Here is an 18,119-nt window from a genome sequence, read left to right as displayed (position 1 = left end):
ATCATGATGCGCCAACCATCGCCGGGCCCGGGGCCCGCGTCAAGTCGCGGGCGGGCCTTCGTGCAGCGAGGCGGCGAGCCGGCGCAGGCCTTCCTCGATGCCGACGTGGGGGGCGTAGCCGAGGTCTCGGCGCGCGGCTTCGAGGTTGTACCAATGGGCCGTGGACAGCTCGTGGGCGAGGAACCGGGTCATCCTGGGCTCGCCTTTGAGCCGGAAGGTCCGGTAGACGCCCTCGAGGGCCCTGCCGATCGCGATCGCCAGGCCGCGCGGGACGGTCCGCCTCACCGGAGGCAGGTGGGCGATCTCCAGGAAGCGGTCGACCATGTCCCAGAGCGGCACCGGCTGCCCCTGGGCGATGAAGTACACCTTGCCGGCGATCGCCGAGCCCACGTCGAGCTTGTCGGCCGCGAGCAGGTGCGCCGCGGCGGCGTTGTCGATGTAAGTCAGGTCGATCAGGGGGTTACGACGGCCGATCCGGAAGAGCCGATTGGCGCGGGCGCGGGCGTAGATCCGCGGCAGGATGTTGTTGTCGCCGGGCCCCCAGATCAGATGCGGCCGGAGGACCACGGTCGCCAGGGCCTCGTCGTTCGCCTCCAGCACGAGCCTTTCGGCGATGGCCTTCGTCTCGGGGTAAGCGGCCTCGTAATGGTCGGGGTAGGGGACCGACTCGTCGACCCCTTCGAGGTCGGTGCCGTGGAAGACGACGCTCGGCGAGCTGGTGTAGACCGCCTTGCGGACGCCGTGCTTGCGGCAGGCGGCGAGGACGTTCTCGGTGCCGACGACGTTGGTGCGGCGGTATTCGTGCTCGGGGCCCCAGAGGCCCGCCTTGGCCGCGACGTGGAAGACGGCCTGGCAACCTGCCGCGGCGCGGTCGACCGTCGCGACGTCCGCGACGTCGCCCTCGACCTGCTCGGCCCCCAGGGCGTCGAGGCGCGGGTAATGCCTCCGCGTCAGGGATCTCACGGGCTGGCCGCGTTCGCGGAGCATCGCGACCACGGCCGAGCCGAGGAATCCGCCGCCGCCGGTGACCAGCACGGGCCGGTCGGGATCGAGGCTCATGGCGTCTTCCCCGCGGCCCACGCCGCCAGCTTCTCGCGGAAGATCTTGGAATTGTGGCGGATGTCGACCGGGAACGAGCGGTGGAACAGGATCGTCTTGATCTTCCGCGTGTGCTCGTGCTCCGCGCCCAAGGCCGTCAGTTCGTCGCGGACCCGGGCGCGATCCCTCCGGCCGAGGCGACGGGCCGGCTCGACGCAGAGGACCGGGACCCTGCCCGAAGGCCGGTCGACCCCGACGAGCGCGGTGCGGGCCACGTCGGGGTGGGCGTTGAACACCCCCTCGCAGCAGATCGTGAAGAGCGTCTCGTCGACCAGCACGACCCGATGCGACTTCCGGCCGCAGAACCAGAGCCGGCCGCGATCGTCAAGGTAGCCGACGTCCCCCATCCGGTGGTGGAACGTCCCACGCTCGGGGTCGGCGATCTTGGCGAGGGCGGTGGCCTCGGGGCGGCCGAAGTACTCCCGGGTGACGACGGGGCCCGAGACGACGACTTCGCCGATCTCGCCCTGGGCCGTCTCCAGGTCGTCGCTCCAGGTCGCGATCGGGCCGTCGTCGATGCGGATGATGCGGACCTGGACCGTCGAGCAGGGGAAGCCGACGCAGACGCCGCGGCCCCGATCGGTTTCGTGACGAGTCTCGCCGAGGATCTCATCGCTGCCGATCGAGGCGACCGGGAGCGACTCCGTCGCGCCGTAGGGCGTGAAGACCTGCGCGGGGGGGGCGAGCAGCCGGGCGAACGTCTCCAGCACCCGGGGCGAGGACGGGGCGCCGGCCGTGACGACCCGCCGCAAGGTCGGCAGCTTCATCTCCGCGGCCACGCCCGCCGGTCCGACTCGCTTCAGCAGCGCCGGCGAGCCGAACAGGTTCGTGGGCCCGAAGTCGTCGACCGCCTCGAACAGGCTGGCGGGCTCGACCTTCGCCGGCCGCGTCGGGTTCATCCGCGGCACCACCGAAGTCATCCCCAGGGCGGGGGCGAAGAGGGCGAAGAGCGGGAAGGTGCAGAGGTCGACCTCGCCGGGCCGGATGTCGTAGAGGTTCCGAAAACAGGCGACCTGGGCCTCGAAGATCGCGTGCGTGTAGACCGCCCCCTTGGGCGGGCCGGTGCTCCCGCTGGTGAACAGGATGGCCGCCGGCTCGTCGCCGCGGACGCCCCGCATGACCGGGGCAGCGACGTGGCCGCCGGCGATTGCGGCGCGCCCGCGCGAGCGCAGGTCGTCGAGCGATCGCCCGCGGAGAATCGGCAGGCGACCGCCGCGGCCCGCGAGGATCGTCCGATGCACGGTGCGGCCGCCCCATCCCAGCAGGCGGCGGGCGACCAGGGCCTTGCCGATGCCGATGAAGAGCGCAGGCTCGGCCTCGTCCATGCACTGGCCGAGGCTCCTGAGACCCATCCCCGGGTCGATCAGGACCGGGACGACGCCCGCCTTGAACAGGCCGAAGACCAGGGCGAAGAAATCCAGGCCGGGGGGCACCATCACGGCCGCACGCGTCCCCCGCTCGACGCCGTCGGCGATCAGGCCGGCGGCGAGGGCGTCGCTGTCGGCGTCGAGCTGGCGGAAGGTGAAGTGCGCGTAGCGCATCTTCCCCGCCGCGCCCCGGCCCTGCGGGACCACGACCGCAGCGCGGTGCGGCTGGAGCAGGGCGATGTCGTGGAGCCGGCCCGCGATGTTGGTCGAGGCGCCGGGCCTGCCTTCGACGACCGCGTCAGCCCTCGGAGCCATCGGCTCGCCCCCCCGTCGGCCTGGTTCCGGTCCCGGCCAGGAAGTCCCGGATCCGGGGGACCAGGCTCGCGGCCTCGTCTTCCAGGACGTAATGGCCGGCGTTCGGGTAGCGGTGGACCTCGGCGGCCGGGAAGCGACGCTCCCACTCTTTGAGGAACGGCTCGTCGAAGACGAAATCCTTCATACCCCAGGCCAGGAGCATCGGGACCTCCGCGAGCAGCGGAAGGCGGTCCTGGACCCAGCTCACCAGGTCGTACGCCCGGTCGCCGGGGCGGAGCGGGATGTCCTGGACGAAACGGTGGATGGCGATGCGGTTGGACCAGTCGTCGTAAGGCGCGGCGTAGGCGTCGCGGAGCGACCGCGGCATCCGCTCGTTCTTGCAGCCGATCCAGGCCGTGCCGCGTGCGAAGGCGTTCAGGCCTCGGACCGTCCAGGCGCCCAGGGGCGTGTCGCGGCAGACGTGGAGCGCCCAGGGGAACGACTTGGCGGCCGGCATGTGGAAGCCGGCCGTGTTCATGACGACCATCTTCGCGATCCGCTCGGGGTGCCGAGCGGCGTAGGCGGTCCCGATCATCCCGCCCCAATCGTGGACGACGAGCGAGACGCGTTCGCGGACGCCAAGGTGGTCGAGCAGGCGTTCCAGGTCGTCGACGCGGCTCTCCAGGGTGTAGCGGTACCGCGAGTCGTCGGGCTTGTCGGAGAGGCCGCAGCCGATGTGGTCGGGGACGATTGCGCGGTGGGTCGGGCTGAGCGCCTCGACCAGCCGGCGATAATAGAACGACCAAGTCGGGTTGCCGTGGACCATCACGACCGGCGGTCCATGGCCCTCGTCGAGGTAGTGCTGGCGGATCCCGTCGCGCTTCCAGTCGCGGCCGGGGTGGGCGGCGAGGAACGCGGACAATTCGGGGCTCGAAGTGCGAAGCGCGGCCGTCGTCGTCATCCCGATCACCACTCCAACCCCAGCATCAGGCAGTTCAAACCGCTGCCGATCCCCAGGAACGCGGTCCGATCGCCGGGGCGGAGGACGCCGCGGTCCTCGGCGATGGCGGCGGTCAGGGGCAGGGCCACGGTCCCCATGTTGCCGAGGTAGGCGAACGTCGAGAAGTCCTTCTCGATCGGCACCCCGATCGACCGCAGGATGGCGTCGCGGTGCGAGCCCCCCACCTGGTGGCAGATCACGCGGTCGACCTTCTCCTTGATCCAGCCCAGGCTGCCCAGGAACGCCTGCCAGGTCTTGACCCCCAGCTCGACTCCGTGGCTCAGGACGGCGGCGGAGTCGGTCGACGTGAACGCGCGGAGCAGGCCGGGCGTCGCCGGGTCGGCGTCCTCGACGCCCCAGCGGCAAAGCTCGTGGTGCTGCGGGGCCGTGCGCACCGCGCCGCCGAGCAGCCGTCGCCGCTTCGAGCGCGAGAGCGAGGCGTCGGTCAGCAGCACGGCGACGGCCCCCGAACCGCCGGTCAGCGTCGCCAGGGCGTGCTTGAAGAAGTCCATCGTGGGGTTCTGGAGCATCCGCGCGATCATCACGTCGTTGATCTCGCGGGCCGTCTCGCAGGCCACGACGAGCCCCGCGCGGATCTGGCCCAGCTCGATCCGATTGGCGACGTCGATCATGCCGTCGATCACCCCGAGGCAGGCGTTGCTCACGTCGTGGACGACGGCCCCCGGGTTGACGGACAGCTCCGACGCAACCCGGCAGGCCGTGGCGGGCTCGTAGTGCTCGCGGCAGACGCCGCCGTAGACCACGGCCTCGACCTTGTCGGCCGGCAGGTCGGCCGCCTCGAGCGCCCGCGAGGCCGCGACGACCGCGCCGTCGGAGACGCGGTGGCCCACCTCCCACCAGCGCCGCTCGACGATCCCGGTCAGGGCCTCGAGCTGGCCGACGTTGAGGTGCAGCCGGTCGTACACCGGCGCGAGCCGCTCTTCCAGCTCGGCCGACGAGACGACCACCGGGGCGACCTCGTAGCCGAACGCCTCCACGAAGACGTTCTGATATTTCATCGATGCCATCAGGGCGGCCACCGGTTGGCTGGGAGGATGTCGATCACTCGGGGCGGACGTCGAGCGTGTAGTTCGTCATCTGGTAGATGACCTTGCCGTCGACGGAGAGGAGGCCGTCGGCCGTCACGCGCCGTCGCGCGTCGTCGACGCCGGTGATCCACGCCTGGGTCGTCACGACGCGGTTGCCGGGCGTGATCTGGCCGCGGTAGGTCCAGCCGTGCTCCGCGCCGATCCCGGGCGAATCGAACACGGTGCGAGCGTCGACGCCCCATCTCGCTTCAGCAAAGACTTTAAGGAGTTGCAGCAGCGATTCCAAGCCCAATGACCCGGGCCAGACCGGGTCGCCCAGGAAATGCGCCTGGAAGAACCAGGCCGAGGGATCGACGTCGGTCTCGCCCGCCGCGAAGCCCAGCCCGCGCGGGCCGCCGGTCATGGTCAGCGCGACGATACGGTCCACCATCCGCCAGCGCCGCTCCGGCAGCGGCGCGCGATCCGGGAGGGGGAACGACCGCGACTCCGCCCGATCCTCGGGCGTGAGCACGTACGGCGACGCCTCGCGGATCCCGACCTGGTTCTCGAGCGCCTGGAGCGGGAAGAAGCCGAAAAAGGTGTCGCCGTCGAAGACGACGCCCTCGCGGTCGCGGACGCTCATGTCGAAATGGTGGAGGATCATCCCGCCCGAGCGGTTGATCTTGGTCACGCGGACCGTCGTGGTAATAAGGCCGCTGCTCCGGTCGATGACCCGATGCTGCGTCGCCCGGCCGCCGAGGTTGCGGTACTTCATGGGCTCGTCGCTCAACAGCGCCGAGCCCATGAAGGCCGAGACGAAGCCGCAAGGCTGGAGCGCCGCTTCGAGCAGCACCGCGTAGGGCATGTGGGGCTGGCGGTCGGCGTCGAAGTACCAGGCGTCGGGCGGTACGGCGTATTCGGCCACGGCCGTCGTCCCGACGGATTGCTCGCACAGCGCCCCTTGGAGGATCGTCGCTCGGTCGAGGAACTGGTAAGGCGGTCGGGGCAAGCGGGCGATGAATCGGCCCTCGTCGAACGGCCGGAAGCGATCGCCGAAGCACTCCGACGGCTTCCCCTCGACGAACGCCGCCATCTGGTCGGGCCCGTAGACCAGGGCCGACGCGGCCGGGCCGCCTTCCTTGGAACGGGCCGCATCCCAGAGCGTCTCGACCTCGGCGCGGTCGGTCCCGGCGAGGCGGAGGCCCATGTCGGTGAACTCGACGACCGGCTTGCCGTCGGCGTACATCAGGGCGTCGGCGATCGCGAACGGCTCGGGACCGTAGCCCAACTCCTTGATCGTCACCTCGTAGGTCACGACCCGGGTCGACTCCGTCACCTGGCCCCGGCATCGCAGGCGGTTGGCGACGCCCGTCATCGGCTCGAAGCGGACGCGGTCGGCCGCGCCCACCCATCCCATCCTGGTCAGGAGGATGCGGAGCGTGTGCAGGCAGCACTCGTACATGAGCGTGCCGGGCATGACGCGGTCGTCGACGAAGTGGCAGACCATGAACCAGTCGTCGGGATGGACGTCGGCCTCGGCGCGGATCTGGCCCAGGCCGAAGCGGCCCCCCTTCGGGTCCAACGCCTCGACGCGATGCACGAGCGTCATCCGCCCGCCCGGCAACGTCAGCGGATCCGCGAGGTCGAGCCGGTCGAAGGGCGAACCGAACGCCGCGGCCAGGTCGCCGGCGCGGAGGGCGTCGACCTGGGCGGCGTCGAGCCTGCAGGGCGTGGTCGGGGCCAGCTCGCGCCAGTCTTCGGGCCGCTTGCCCGCGCGGGGCTGGGAGTCGAGCGGCCGGGGGACGATCCCCTTGCCGGCGGCCAGCTCTCCGGCCGAGAAGAACCCCGCGCAGCCGTCCTTCATCGTCAGCAACGGCTCGCCGTCGACGGTCCCGACGAACTCGAACCGGAAGAGGTGGGTCTCGCCCTGGCGGAAGAAGCCGCTGATCCGGATGTCGTAGCGGATCACCGAGCCCGGGGCGGGCAGCGGGCCGTGGAACGTCACGGTGGCGTCGAGGAGCCGGTAGACGGCGTGGCCCTTGGTGACGAAATCGATCCCCAGCCAGCCCGAGAGGAAGAGGTCGGCCTGCCCGGCCTCGATCGCCACGCAGGCCGCGATTCGGCCGCCGTCGAGATACCAGCCGTCGTGGAGCACGTCGTGCTCGGTCACGACCCGGCCATGGTCGAGCGAGAACTGGGTCCCCTCGACGCTCATAATCCGGTCGACGAGCATGAGCGGCTCGTCCGGCAACCGCACCCTCGTAGGGTGGGCGTCGATCTCGGCGTACTCGGGCCCCAGAACCGCCGCGATCGAGCCAACGGCGTATTCCAGGCACTGGTCGCGGTCCAGGGCAACGTCGGACCGCCGCGGCGCGAGGGGCGTGACTTCGGCGACGGGCGTCGCCATCGCGGGGCTCCACGACTCGCCCGAGCCGATGGCGTCGAGCACGGCCCCGGCTTGCCGGCCGAGCGCATCGGTATAAGAGCGTGAGAGCCGCAGGAAGACCTCGTGGGCGTCGGCCGTCGCCTGCTGCGAGGCCAGGAAGCTGCGGCTCAACGGCGAGAGGGTCGGCGTGAGGATCGGTTCGGGCATGGCTGGCGTGAGGCTCGCGGCAGGGTCCGGGATGGAGATCGGTTCAGTGACGACGGACGTAGAGACGGCCGCGACGGGACGCGCGATACGGGGAGGCGTCGGCAGCCGAAGAGGCGGGTCGCGGCGCACGACGACGATCTCCCGGACGCCCTCTTCGCGGCCCGCGGCCGGGCGATCCTCTACGCGAGCGTAGAGGAAGTCCAGGTCGACGGGCACGCCCGCGGCGATCAGGGCCCCGATGGCCCGTAAGACGGATCGGAGCGCGTCGCCTTCAGCCTCGTCGGCGGCGACCGCCAGGTGGGGACGGCCCTGGAGGATGCGACCGACGAGGCGGGTGCAGCCGGCGCCGGGCCCCATCTCGACGAACACGCGGACGCCGTGGGCGTAGACCTTCTCGACGACCGCCGGATAATCGATCATCCGCGAGGCCTGCGCGGTGACGGCGGCCGTCGCGGTGCCGTGGTCGGGATGGTAGCCGCTCCCCCAGACGCCGCTGTAAAACGTGACGTCGGGCACGGGCGACGTCTTCAGCTCGTGGAGCGTCCGGTAGGCCGGCTCGACGTCGCGGCCGATCGGGCAGTGGACGGTGCTGACCATCGGCAGCGGCAGGACCGGGCACCCGATCGTCTCGATCACGCGACGCACGGCGTCGCCCCGACCGCCGATCACGACCTCGTCGGCCGCGTTGCGAATCAGGACGTACACGCGAGCTTCGAGACCGATCGCCGACTGCACCTGTTCGAGCGAGCGCGGGACGAGCGCCGCGACCCAGTCGACGGGCTCGTCGTCCGCGAGCCCCCAGACTCGCCGCGCGGCCAGGCAGGGGCCGGCCAGCTCGGTGGCGAAGAGCGGCGAGTCCATCAGCCGCCGAACCATGGCGTCGCGATCGTCCCAGGCCCCGAGCGAGACGAGCGCGGCGGACTCGCCCAGGCTGTAGCCGACCGCGGCGACGGGGCGGACGCCCAGTTTCTGGAACAGCGACGTCATCAGCGAGCCGACCGAGATCTGCCCCAGGATCGCCGGCCGGTGGTCGTCGCACGGGATCGATCCGGGGCCGTTCCACCATCTTTCGGGGACGAACTGGTCGCGCAGCGTCGCGTAGCGCTTCTCCAGGTCGCGCATCAGTTCGGGCCAGAGGGCCGAAACCTCGGCGCCCATCTGGGGATAAGCCGCGCCCAGGCCCGGATAAGTGAACGCGACGAGCGGCGGGCCGTCACCGTCTGCGGCCGGCTCGAAAACCTCGACGTCCGCCGTCGGCCGTGACCGCGAAGCCGGATGGCCGCTCGTCAGGTCGTCGCGAGCCTCGGCGACGGCCCTCGCGAGGGAGGCGGCGTCGGCCGCCAGGAAGCTCAGGCCCGGACCGTCGGATGCATGCTCGCAAGCCACGCGCCACCATGCCGCCGCCATCTGATCGATCGTCCGCTCGCCTACTCCGGAAACGAGGGTCGCCAGCTCGTCGAGCCGGCGCAGCCGCTCCTCGACGCTGCCGCCGTACACCGAAAAAAGGGCGATCGGGGCGGGATCGAGCGGTCGGACGCCGTCGCTCTCGACAGCCTCCAGGACGATCGACCGAGACGTGCCGTCCAGCCCTCGCACTTCGACCCGACTTGATCGTGTCCCCTCGTCGCGGTTATGGGGCCAATAGCTCGGCGACCGACCGTCCGCCGTCCCCCCGGACCAGCGGCCCGAAGGGGGGACGACCGAGCGGTCTAGGGCCAGAGCCGCCGCGGCGACCGTCGCGAGGCCCTCGGCCGCGCCGGTCCAGCCGAGAGAGCCGCGCGGGGCGTCCAGGATGATCGCGGGTAGGCCGCTCTTGTGGTCGCCGAGGATCGCATAGATCCGGTCGCCGTCGCGCAGGGCGTCGTTTCGGCGTTTCAGGACCATTGCCACCACGCAGTCGCCGGTCTTGAGACCCTCCAGCCCGGATTCGGCAGCCAGCCTGCGCGCCGCGAGGCTCGTGCGGGGATCGGCGGCGAGGTCCACGGCGGCGACGATGGCCGAGTCCAGCTCACCCCGCGCCAGCCAGTCGGCGGCGATCCGCAGGGCGTCCAGGCCCGATCCCTCGTCGCTCGACGTGGTGAAGCTGGGCCCGCCGATGCGGAACTCCCTGGCGATCCGGCTGGCGACGAGGCCGCCGAGCGATCCCATCGTCCGGTTGGCGGTGAGCGCGGGCTGGATCGCGTCGCAGGCCTCGGCGACCCACGCCGCCAGCTCGACGTCGGTCAGCTCCCAGCCCTGCTCCCGGTTCCATGCCGACGCCCGCGATTCCAGCCACCAGCGAAGCTGGAAGTTGGTGGCGTTCAGGTCGAGGCCCAGGCCGACGAGCACGCCCGAACTCAGGGCGGACTCGGGCGACCAGTTCGCGTCGGCGATCGCGTCGGCCGTGACCAGGAGCGTCGCCGACTGCTGGAGCAGCATCTCTTCCAGTTCGCGCGGGGGGATCCGAAAGCGGCCCAGCCGGAGGCCTAGTTCTTCGATCCTCGCCTCCCGCCCCACCTCTCCCGGCTCGCCGGCCAGGACTCGCCGCTCGAAGGCGTCCAGGTCGGAATCCCGGCCGAATCGGGCCGCCAGGCCGACGATGGCGACGGCCTCGGCCGCCGAGGCCTCGCGAGCCGTCGCCGGCCCCGCATTCTCGCCCGTCCACTCCTCGATCAGGACGTGGGCGTTGATCCCGCCGAAGCCGAAGCCGCTGATCGCGGCGCGTCGAGGGCGGCCTGCCGCGGGCTCGGGCCAAGGTTCGGCGGCCCGGAGCACCCGGAACGGGCTCCCCTCCAGGGGGACGCGGGCCGAAGATGTCCGATGGTTGGCGGTCGGCGGCCTGGTCCTGTGCTGGAACGCGAGCAAGACCTTCAGCAGTCCGGCCGCGCCGGCGGCCGTGAGCATGTGGCCGACGTTCGACTTCACCGACCCGAGCACGCAAAAGCCCGGCTCGACGGGCCGGGGCAGGTCGGCCCATAGGGTTTTCAGGCTCTCCAGCTCGACGGAGTCGCCGAGCGGAGTGCCGGTGGCGTGACATTCGATCAGGTCGACGTCGTCGGGCTCCCAGCCGGCCTGCTCATAAGCCGAGCGCAAGGCTCGCAACTGGCCCTCGCTGCTGGGGGCGAGCAGGTCGCCGCGGACGTCGTTGGAGAGGCCGACGCCGCGGATGACGCCGAGGACCGCATCGCCCTGTTCGACGGCGTCTTCGAGCCGTTTCAGCACGAACAAGCCCGCCCCCTCGCCGACGATCAGGCCGTCGCCCTCGGCGTCGAACGGAGCCGCGCGGCCGCGGGCCGATAGGGCCCGGAGCTGCGAGAAGCCCATCTGGGTGTAGAGCGCGTCGGGCCGCGAGACTCCGCCGGCGAGCATCGCGTCGGCCCGGCCCGAGAGCAGCTCGTCGCACGCCAGCTTCAGGGCGTAGAGCGACGACGCGCAGGCGGCGTCGATCGTGTACGCCGCGCCGCCCAGGCCCAGGGCCTGCGCCACGAGCCGCGCCGGCGCCCCGGCCGGGAAGGCGTTGCGGGGCTCGAACTGATAAGGTTCGAGGGCGGCCACGCCGAGCGCCTCCTCGATCTCCCGGCCGATCGTCGCGCGCGTGAACGCCGAGGTCGTCTCGGTCGGCAGGACGATGTGGCCGAAGATCACGCCGACGCGCGAGCGGTCGACGGCCGACGTCCGCGCCGAGCGCCACGCCTCGGTCGCCGTGCGGAGGGCCAGCCGGAATGCGGGGTCGAGGCGATCCACCAGCGCGGGATCGACGTCGAGGCCTTCGCAGTCGACTTCAAGAGCCTCGTCGGCCAGGAACGCGCCGCGCGTCGTGTAGACCCGGTCGGGGCGGGCGATCTCGGGGTCGAAGGCTTGCGCCGGGTCGAGCAACCATCGTCCCGGGGGGACTTCGGTCGCCGCGTCGCGAGCCTCGGACACGAGCCGCCAGAAGGCCTGCGCGTCCGAGGCCCCCGGGAAGGCCGCGCCGAAGCCGACGATCGCCACCCCGCCGGTTCGTCGCGTGGTCATCGGGGGTTTGCAACCGCCTGGTGGTGGGTCAGCCGGTTGCGGCGGAAGGCCTGGTTCAGCGAGGCGTCGACGACGCACTCGTACGACTCGATCCGGGCCACCAGCCCGCCTCGATCGTCGAGGAACTCGACGTCGGCGACGGCCGTCAGGTCGGTCGCCCGCTGGATCACCGCCACGACGCGGACCCCCTCCGCCGGGAACCTGCGGCGGAACTGGCGGTACGAGCCGACGGCCGTCGGCAGCGAATTGGCGTTCAACATCTGACGGCACCAGAGGATCATCAACTGGAACGCCGCATCGATCGCCAGCGGGTCCGTCAACCACTCGCGACGGAGGGGCCGGGCGATCCATTCCGCCGGCGCGGGGGACGTCGAGGCCCGGGCCGCGATCATCCGATCGTCGCACCCTTCCACCCGCTCCAGGGCCTGCATCGCCGGGCCGTGGAAAAGGACCCGGTCGTAGATCGCCTCGCGATCGTCGTCCATGGCGAAGAGTGTGCTCTCTTCGAGAGTCCTGGCCCCCTCGACGTGCCGATCGGCGAGGGTGACGGTGGCTCGCGCGTGGACGACCTCGCGGCCTTCGCCGAGCCTGCCACGCATCTCGACGGGGACGACCCACGATCCGTCGCGAAATTCGCCCTTGCCCGCCCGCAGCGACACGGGGACGGCCTTGTGGTCGCGGAGGACGACACCCTTGAATAGTCGGAAGTCGTCGAGACCCGCCACCACCAGTCCGGGGTGTCGATGCACGGCGGCCTCGCAGAGCCATTCCATGATCAGGGCCATGGGCAGGACCGCATGGCCGTCGATGACGTGCGAACGAAGTACGGGGAACGCCTGGACGTCGACGAGCCGCTCGAAGGCGGGCCTCAGCTCGGCGTCGACGGCGTCGGCCTCTCCCGACGTTGCGACTCGCTCCGGCTCCGCTCGACCTTCCGGCCGGCCCGGCCCGGGCTGCGGGGGGTCGGCCAGCACGACGATCTCGATCGGGTTCTCGCGCGATTCCTGAAGCTCGCGTGCGACGAGGGCCGCGCCCTCGGCCATGGGGATCAGGCCGACGCCTTCCCGCTCGAAGACGGTGCGGAGGGAAGGCGTCACCATGCCCCCCTCCCACGGGCCCCAGTTGAAGGCGACGACACGGCATTCCGGCAGCCGACGCGCCTGGGCCTGGCACCACTTGTTGAGGACCTCGTTGGCCGCGGCGTATGCCACCTGGCCGACGCGGCCGAGCCGGGCCGTCGACGACGAGAAGGCCGCGATGGCGCGGAGGTCCCCAGGATCGACGGCCTCGAAGACCGAGAGCAGTCCATCGATCTTGGTGTCGTAGACGAGGTCGAACTGGGCGTCCGTCTGGTCCTCGATGCGGCGATCAGCGAGGACGCCGGCGGCGTGGATGACGCCCCGAACGTGACCGAAGCGGCCCTGCGCCCGGGTGATCGCCGCCCGCACGGCCTCGCGGTCGCGGACGTCGACGGCCTCGTAGACCGCCTCGGCGCCGGCCGCGCGGATGCGGTCGAGCGCGACGGCGATCTCGCGGCGGGCGAGGATCAGGCGAGCCTGCTCGTTGACCTTCGGCGGGGGCGTCGGTTCGGTCGCGTGGCGAAGCAGCGCGGAGCGGACAGCCGCCTCGTCGCCCGCGGCGGCGAGCCAGGCGGGCTCGGGTCCGGTCGGGGCAGGAGTCCGTCCCAGGAGCAGCAGGGCGGGATGGTACGTCTCCGCGAGGGCGACCGCCGCTTCCGCAGCGATGCCCCGCGCCCCGCCTGTGATCACCACGAGGTCGCCGCGATCCAGGACCGGTCGGCGGCGGTGGTTGCCCGAGGTCCACTCGACCCGTTCGAGCGCGATCTCGACCGTCCCCCGGGCCGACAGGCCGATCTCGGCCGGGCCCCGCCGCATCAGCTCCTCGACGATGCGCCGGGCGGCGTCGGCGTGGTCGCTCGTCGCGCGGTCGAGGTCGACCGCCTTGCAGCTCACCTCGGGCCACTCGCGCCCGGCGGTCTTCGCCAGGCCGGCGAGCCCGCCGGATGTCGGCTCGATCGCCGGATCGAGCCCGTTCAGGCCGAACGCCCCGTCCAGCCGCGAGACCGTTAGCAGGGCCGACGCGCGACGACCGCGGAGCCCTGGGCCGACCGTCCGGATGAGCCGAAACGCCTGCTTCAGAAAGTCCGAATCGGCCCGGTCGGGAGCGACGAGGATGAGGCCGCTCGGAGTCGCGGCCGTCACCTGGAGCCCTTCCGGCCCGACGACCCGCGGCTTGAAACCACGCTCTTTCAGGGCCGCATTCAAGGCGGGCGTCAGCGGAGAGCCGTCTTCGGTGATCCAAATCTCGGCACCCGCGGCGAGTTCGACCCGCTCGCGATGATCTACCGACGCGACGGCCCGGGGCCTCGGGGCCAACCGCTCCAGGCGGGTCGGCTGCGGGGAGGGCTCGGCCGCCTCAGAATTCACGCGCGGAACGGCCGCGGGTGCCGGCGCTATCATGGGACCGACCTGGAGGAGGGCGACGATGTCGCCGAGGGAGTGGATGGAGCCGAGCTGGTCGGGCCCGACGGCGGGGGCGTCGGGGAGGCGGTCCTGCAGGGCCGAGAGGATCTCGACCCGCTTGATCGAGTCGATCCCCAGGTCGGCGTCGAGCCGCATGCCCAGCTCCAGCATGTCCTCCGGGTACCCCGTCTTCTCCGACACCACCGACAGAAGCACCGCCGCCACGTCGGGGCCGGCAGCGGCCGGAACGGCGGCCGATGCGGGGGCCGCGACCGGCGTGGCGACGCCGAGGAGGGCGACGATGTCGCCGAGGGAGTGGATGGAGCCGAGCTGGTCGGGCCCGACGGCGGGGGCGTCGGGGAGGCGGTCCTGCAGGGCCGAGAGGATCTCGACCCGCTTGATCGAGTCGATCCCCAGGTCGGCGTCGAGCCGCATGCCCAATTCCAGCATGTCCTCCGGGTACCCCGTCTTCTCCGACACCACCGACAGAAGCACCGCCGCCACGTCGGGGCCGGCAGCGGCCGGAACGGCGGCCGATGCGGGGGCCGCGACCGGCGTGGCGACGCCGAGGAGGGCGACGATGTCGCCGAGGGAGTGGATGGAGCCGAGCTGGTCGGGCCCGACGGCGGGGGCGTCGGGGAGGCGGTCCTGCAGGGCCGAGAGGATCTCGACCCGCTTGATCGAGTCGATCCCCAGGTCGGCGTCGAGCCGCATGCCCAATTCCAGCATGTCCTCCGGGTACCCCGTCTTCTCCGACACCACCGACAGAAGTACCGCCGCGACCGGAGACGCCTCAAATGGGGCCGCGACGGAGACCATGGGAGCCGGCGTCGGCTCGACCCGGCGGGCCTCGACCTTCACGGCTTCGGGGCGAGGGGCGGCGACGGTGGTTCGGGCCGGGATTGGCGGGGACACGACGACGGGCTTCGCGGATTCGACCGCTCGGGCGGCGGCGCGAACGGGCTCGACGACGGGGTGCGGGGCCGTCGGCGAGGGGACGAACGATCCCGGTCGGAGTTGATGTTCGAGGAGAAGCTGGAAGGTGCGCTGGGCGGTCTCCTGACCTTCCAGAAACTGCTGGTGCAGGCGGGCCGTCTGCTGCGCGAGCTGCTGGAACGCGATCAGGTGGTCGTGGGCGTGCTGGAGCGCGGGGGCCGACTCGGGTGCAGGCGCCGGCCGGGGCGATTCGCGCTGCGGCTCGACGGGGTGCGCGAGTCCGTGGGCGTGTCCATTGCCATTCGACGAGGGGAGATGCAGGCGGTCGGGGGCGTTCATGGTCCGCTCGAAGGGGGCTCGTGGCTGGGTTGGCCCGGAAGGCGCGGGAAGGGTCCCGTTGCGCGCCGGCGGTTTCTCGGCCGCGTCGATCGCGACGGTCGGCTTGCTGGCTCGTTGGGGTGTCGCCGAAGGTTTCGGGGCGTGAAGGGCCGGCTCGGGCGGTCGATTCGGGGTCGGGTGCGCGCCGCAGACCGGGACGGTGAGGCCGGCCTTCTTGCCGACGGGCGCCGCGGAGGGGTGGCCCGCGTCCCAGCGAGCGAGGTCGACGGGGCGGCCCGAGGCGGCGATCGCGGCGAGCGTGACGGCCAGACCCACCAGGCCGTTCGTCTCGCGGGCGGCGTCGATCGCGACGCAGGCGTGGTCGCGGCCTTCAAGGATCGCGGCGACGAGCCCGGAGAGCTTGGAGTCGGGCCCCACCTCGACGAACAGGCGGGCCCCTTCGCGGTGCATGGCCCCGATCATGGCCTCGAACTCGACCGGCCGGGCGAGTTGGTCGGCCAGGAGGTCGCGGGCGATGGCGGCCGCGTCGGGATACGGCTCGGCGGTGGAGTTGGCGAAGGTCGGGATCGCCGCGGGGCCGACCACGACGCCGTCGAGCGTTTCCCGGAAAGGGCGGCGGGCGTCGGCGACGAACCGGCTGTGGAAGGCGGCCGCGACCGGGAGCCGCCGGGCGCTGACCCTGGCCTCGCGGAGCAGGCCTTCCGCGCGGGCGATCTCCGCCGCGGGGCCGGACAGGACGCACTGTCGAGGGGCGTTCTTGTTGGCGACGACGACGTCCAGAGCGTGCTCTCGGATCAGATCGGCGAGCACGTCGGCCGGCGCGAACGCGGCGAGCATGGCGCCGGCGTCCTCGCCGCCGGCGCAGCGGCCCATCAAAGCCCCGCGTTCGGCCGCCAGCCGCATCAACGAGGCCGCGTCGATCCGCCCCGACGCGTGCAAGGCGGTCAACTCGCCGAAGCTGTGGCCGCCGGTCATCTCGGGCCGGACGCCGAAGTCCTCCAGGATCCCGAGCATCCCCAGCGAGACGGCCCCGATGGCCGGCTGGGCGCGGCGAGTATCGCGTAGCGCGTCGTCGTCGCGAGCCCGTCGCTCTTCCGAGAAGGACGGCGCAGGGAAGATATGGTGGCTGAGCCTGGTGCCGTCGAGCGCGGCCGCGGTCTCGCGATCGGCGAGTTCCAAGGCGGCGAGCATGCGGGGGAATCGGCAAGCCAGGTCACGCGTCATTCCCACATACTGCGAGCCCTGGCCCGGGAAGAGGAACGCCAGCCGACCGGCGACTTCGCCCTTCCCGAGGAAGATCCGCTTCGTAGGCGTCGCAAGGGTGCCTGAGAGCCGCTCGCGGGCCTCTGCGATCAGCGCCTCCGGCGTCGTCTCGCCGCGCTTCGCCACGATCAGGAGTCGCAGCGGGCGGTCGGCGCGGAAGGCCTCTCGGCTCCTCGCCCCCTCGGTCCGGACCTGGGCCCAGGTCGTGGCGTCGGTCCAGGCCGGCAGGAGGGCCTCGATCGCTCGGGCGTCGTCGGCCGCGTAGGCGAGGACCTGGACGTCGCCGCCCCAGTCGACGGCCGGCCGGTCGGGCCGGGCCTCTTCGAGGACGCAGTGGAAGTTGCTGCCGCCGAAGCCGAAGGCGCTGACGGCGGCGCGGCGGGGATGGTCGGCCGAGCCCAGCCAGGGCCGGATGTCGGTGTTGAGGTAGAACGGCGAGTCGTCGGCCGCCAGGCGTTCGAGGGGCCGGTCGACCTTGATCGTCGGCGGCAACACCTTATGGTGGAGCGCCAGGGCCGCCTTGACGAGCCCCGCAGCGCCGGCCGCCGCCTTCGTGTGGCCGATCTGCGACTTGACCGACCCCAGGGCGCACGAGCGGGCCCCGGTGCCTCCCGCTCGGAAGACTTCTTCCAGGGCCTCGACCTCGATGCCGTCGCCGACTCGGGTGCCGGTGCCGTGGGCCTCGACCAGCTCGACGGTCCCGGGGGCGATGCCGGCCTGCTGATAGGCCCGCCGCAGGGCCTTGGCCTGGCCGGCGGCCTTGGGGGCGTAGATCGCCTGGCCGCCGCCGTCGCTGGCCGAGCCGATCGAGCGGATGACCGCATAGATCCGGTCGCCGTCGCGTTCGGCGTCTTCGAGCCGCTTCAGGACGAGGATCCCCAGCCCTTCGCCCAGGGTCGTGCCGTCGCCTTCGGCCGCGAACGGCCGGGCGTGGCCCGAGGGCGAGAGCGCCGGGGTCTTGCTGAAGCACATGTACATGAAGATGTCATTGAACGTGTCGAGGCCGCCGGAGAGGGCGACGTCGCAACGGCCCGAGGCCAGCTCGTGCAGCGCCAGGTTCACCGCCCCCAGAGAGCTGGCGCAGGCGGCGTCGACGACGCAGTTGGAGCCGCCCAGGTCGAGCCGATTGGCGATCCGGCCGGCGGCCACGTTGCCCAGCAGGCCCGGGAACGACGCCTCCTGCCAGCCGACGTACGAGCCGGCGATCCGGCGGACGACGTCGTCGGCCGTGTCGCGGTCGACGCCCGCCTCGGCCAGCGCCCGCCGCCAGATCGGGTGGCCCAGACGCGCGCCGAGGGGGATCACCAGCTCGAGAGTCCCCGTCACCCCCAGGATGACGCTCGTCCGGTCGCGCGAGAATTCCCGTCCGCCCGCCCCGTAGCCGGCGTCCTCCAGCGCCTGGCGCGCCACCAGGAGCCCCAGGAGCTGCGACGTGTCGGTCGCCTCGATTGCGTTGGGGGCGATGCCGAAGTCGAGCAGCGGGAAGTCGACCGGGGCGAGGAAGCCGCCGCGATGGGCGTAGGTCCGGTCGGGCGCCTTGGGGTCGGCGTCGAAGTAGTCCTCGGCGCGCCAGTGCGTCTCCGGGACCTCGGTGATCGCGTCCAGGCGGTCGCGGATGTTGGACCAGTAGCGCTCGAGGTCTTCCGCTTTCGGGAACAGGCAACCCATCCCGATGATGGCCACCGGGACGGGAGGCGGGGAATCGGCCTGATTCAAGTCACTTCC

At 71.9% G+C, this 18,119-nt stretch carries 6 protein-coding genes; all 6 read right to left on the bottom strand.

What is annotated here, in order from left to right:
* Positions 1-39: 39 nt before the first annotated feature.
* The 6 genes from PZE19_RS20950 to PZE19_RS20925 are packed head-to-tail and all read right to left on the bottom strand — an operon-like array spanning position 40 to position 18,110.
* Positions 40-1,059, bottom strand: a complete 1,020-nt coding sequence (locus tag PZE19_RS20950) for an NAD-dependent epimerase/dehydratase family protein (RefSeq protein WP_277862546.1) — start codon at positions 1,057-1,059, stop codon at positions 40-42.
* Positions 1,056-2,780, bottom strand: a complete 1,725-nt coding sequence (locus PZE19_RS20945) for a fatty acid CoA ligase family protein (protein ID WP_277862545.1) — start codon at positions 2,778-2,780, stop codon at positions 1,056-1,058. Before PZE19_RS20945 ends, PZE19_RS20950 begins: the two co-directional genes overlap by 4 nt.
* A complete protein-coding gene (locus PZE19_RS20940; protein WP_277862544.1) occupies positions 2,764-3,720 on the bottom strand; it encodes an alpha/beta fold hydrolase in 957 nt (318 codons plus the stop codon). Before PZE19_RS20940 ends, PZE19_RS20945 begins: the two co-directional genes overlap by 17 nt.
* A gap of 5 nt (positions 3,721-3,725) precedes the next feature.
* Complete coding sequence (locus PZE19_RS20935; protein ID WP_368411375.1) at positions 3,726-4,778, bottom strand: 3-oxoacyl-ACP synthase III; 1,053 nt, start codon at positions 4,776-4,778, stop codon at positions 3,726-3,728.
* Positions 4,779-4,821: 43 nt separating this feature from the next.
* Entirely contained in the window at positions 4,822-11,373 is a 6,552-nt protein-coding gene (locus PZE19_RS20930; RefSeq protein ID WP_277862542.1) for a beta-ketoacyl synthase N-terminal-like domain-containing protein, read from the bottom strand.
* A complete protein-coding gene (locus tag PZE19_RS20925) occupies positions 11,370-18,110 on the bottom strand; it encodes a type I polyketide synthase (protein ID WP_277862541.1) in 6,741 nt (2,246 codons plus the stop codon). The genes PZE19_RS20930 and PZE19_RS20925 overlap by 4 nt, the downstream gene beginning before the upstream one ends.
* Between the last annotated feature and the right edge of the window lie 9 nt (positions 18,111-18,119).

The organism is Paludisphaera mucosa (assembly GCF_029589435.1).
In the GTDB taxonomy this organism is placed as follows: Bacteria; Planctomycetota; Planctomycetia; order Isosphaerales; family Isosphaeraceae; genus Paludisphaera; species Paludisphaera mucosa.
The sequence above is the reverse complement of the archived record's forward strand: the minus strand, read 5'-3'. Positions and strand labels throughout refer to the sequence as shown.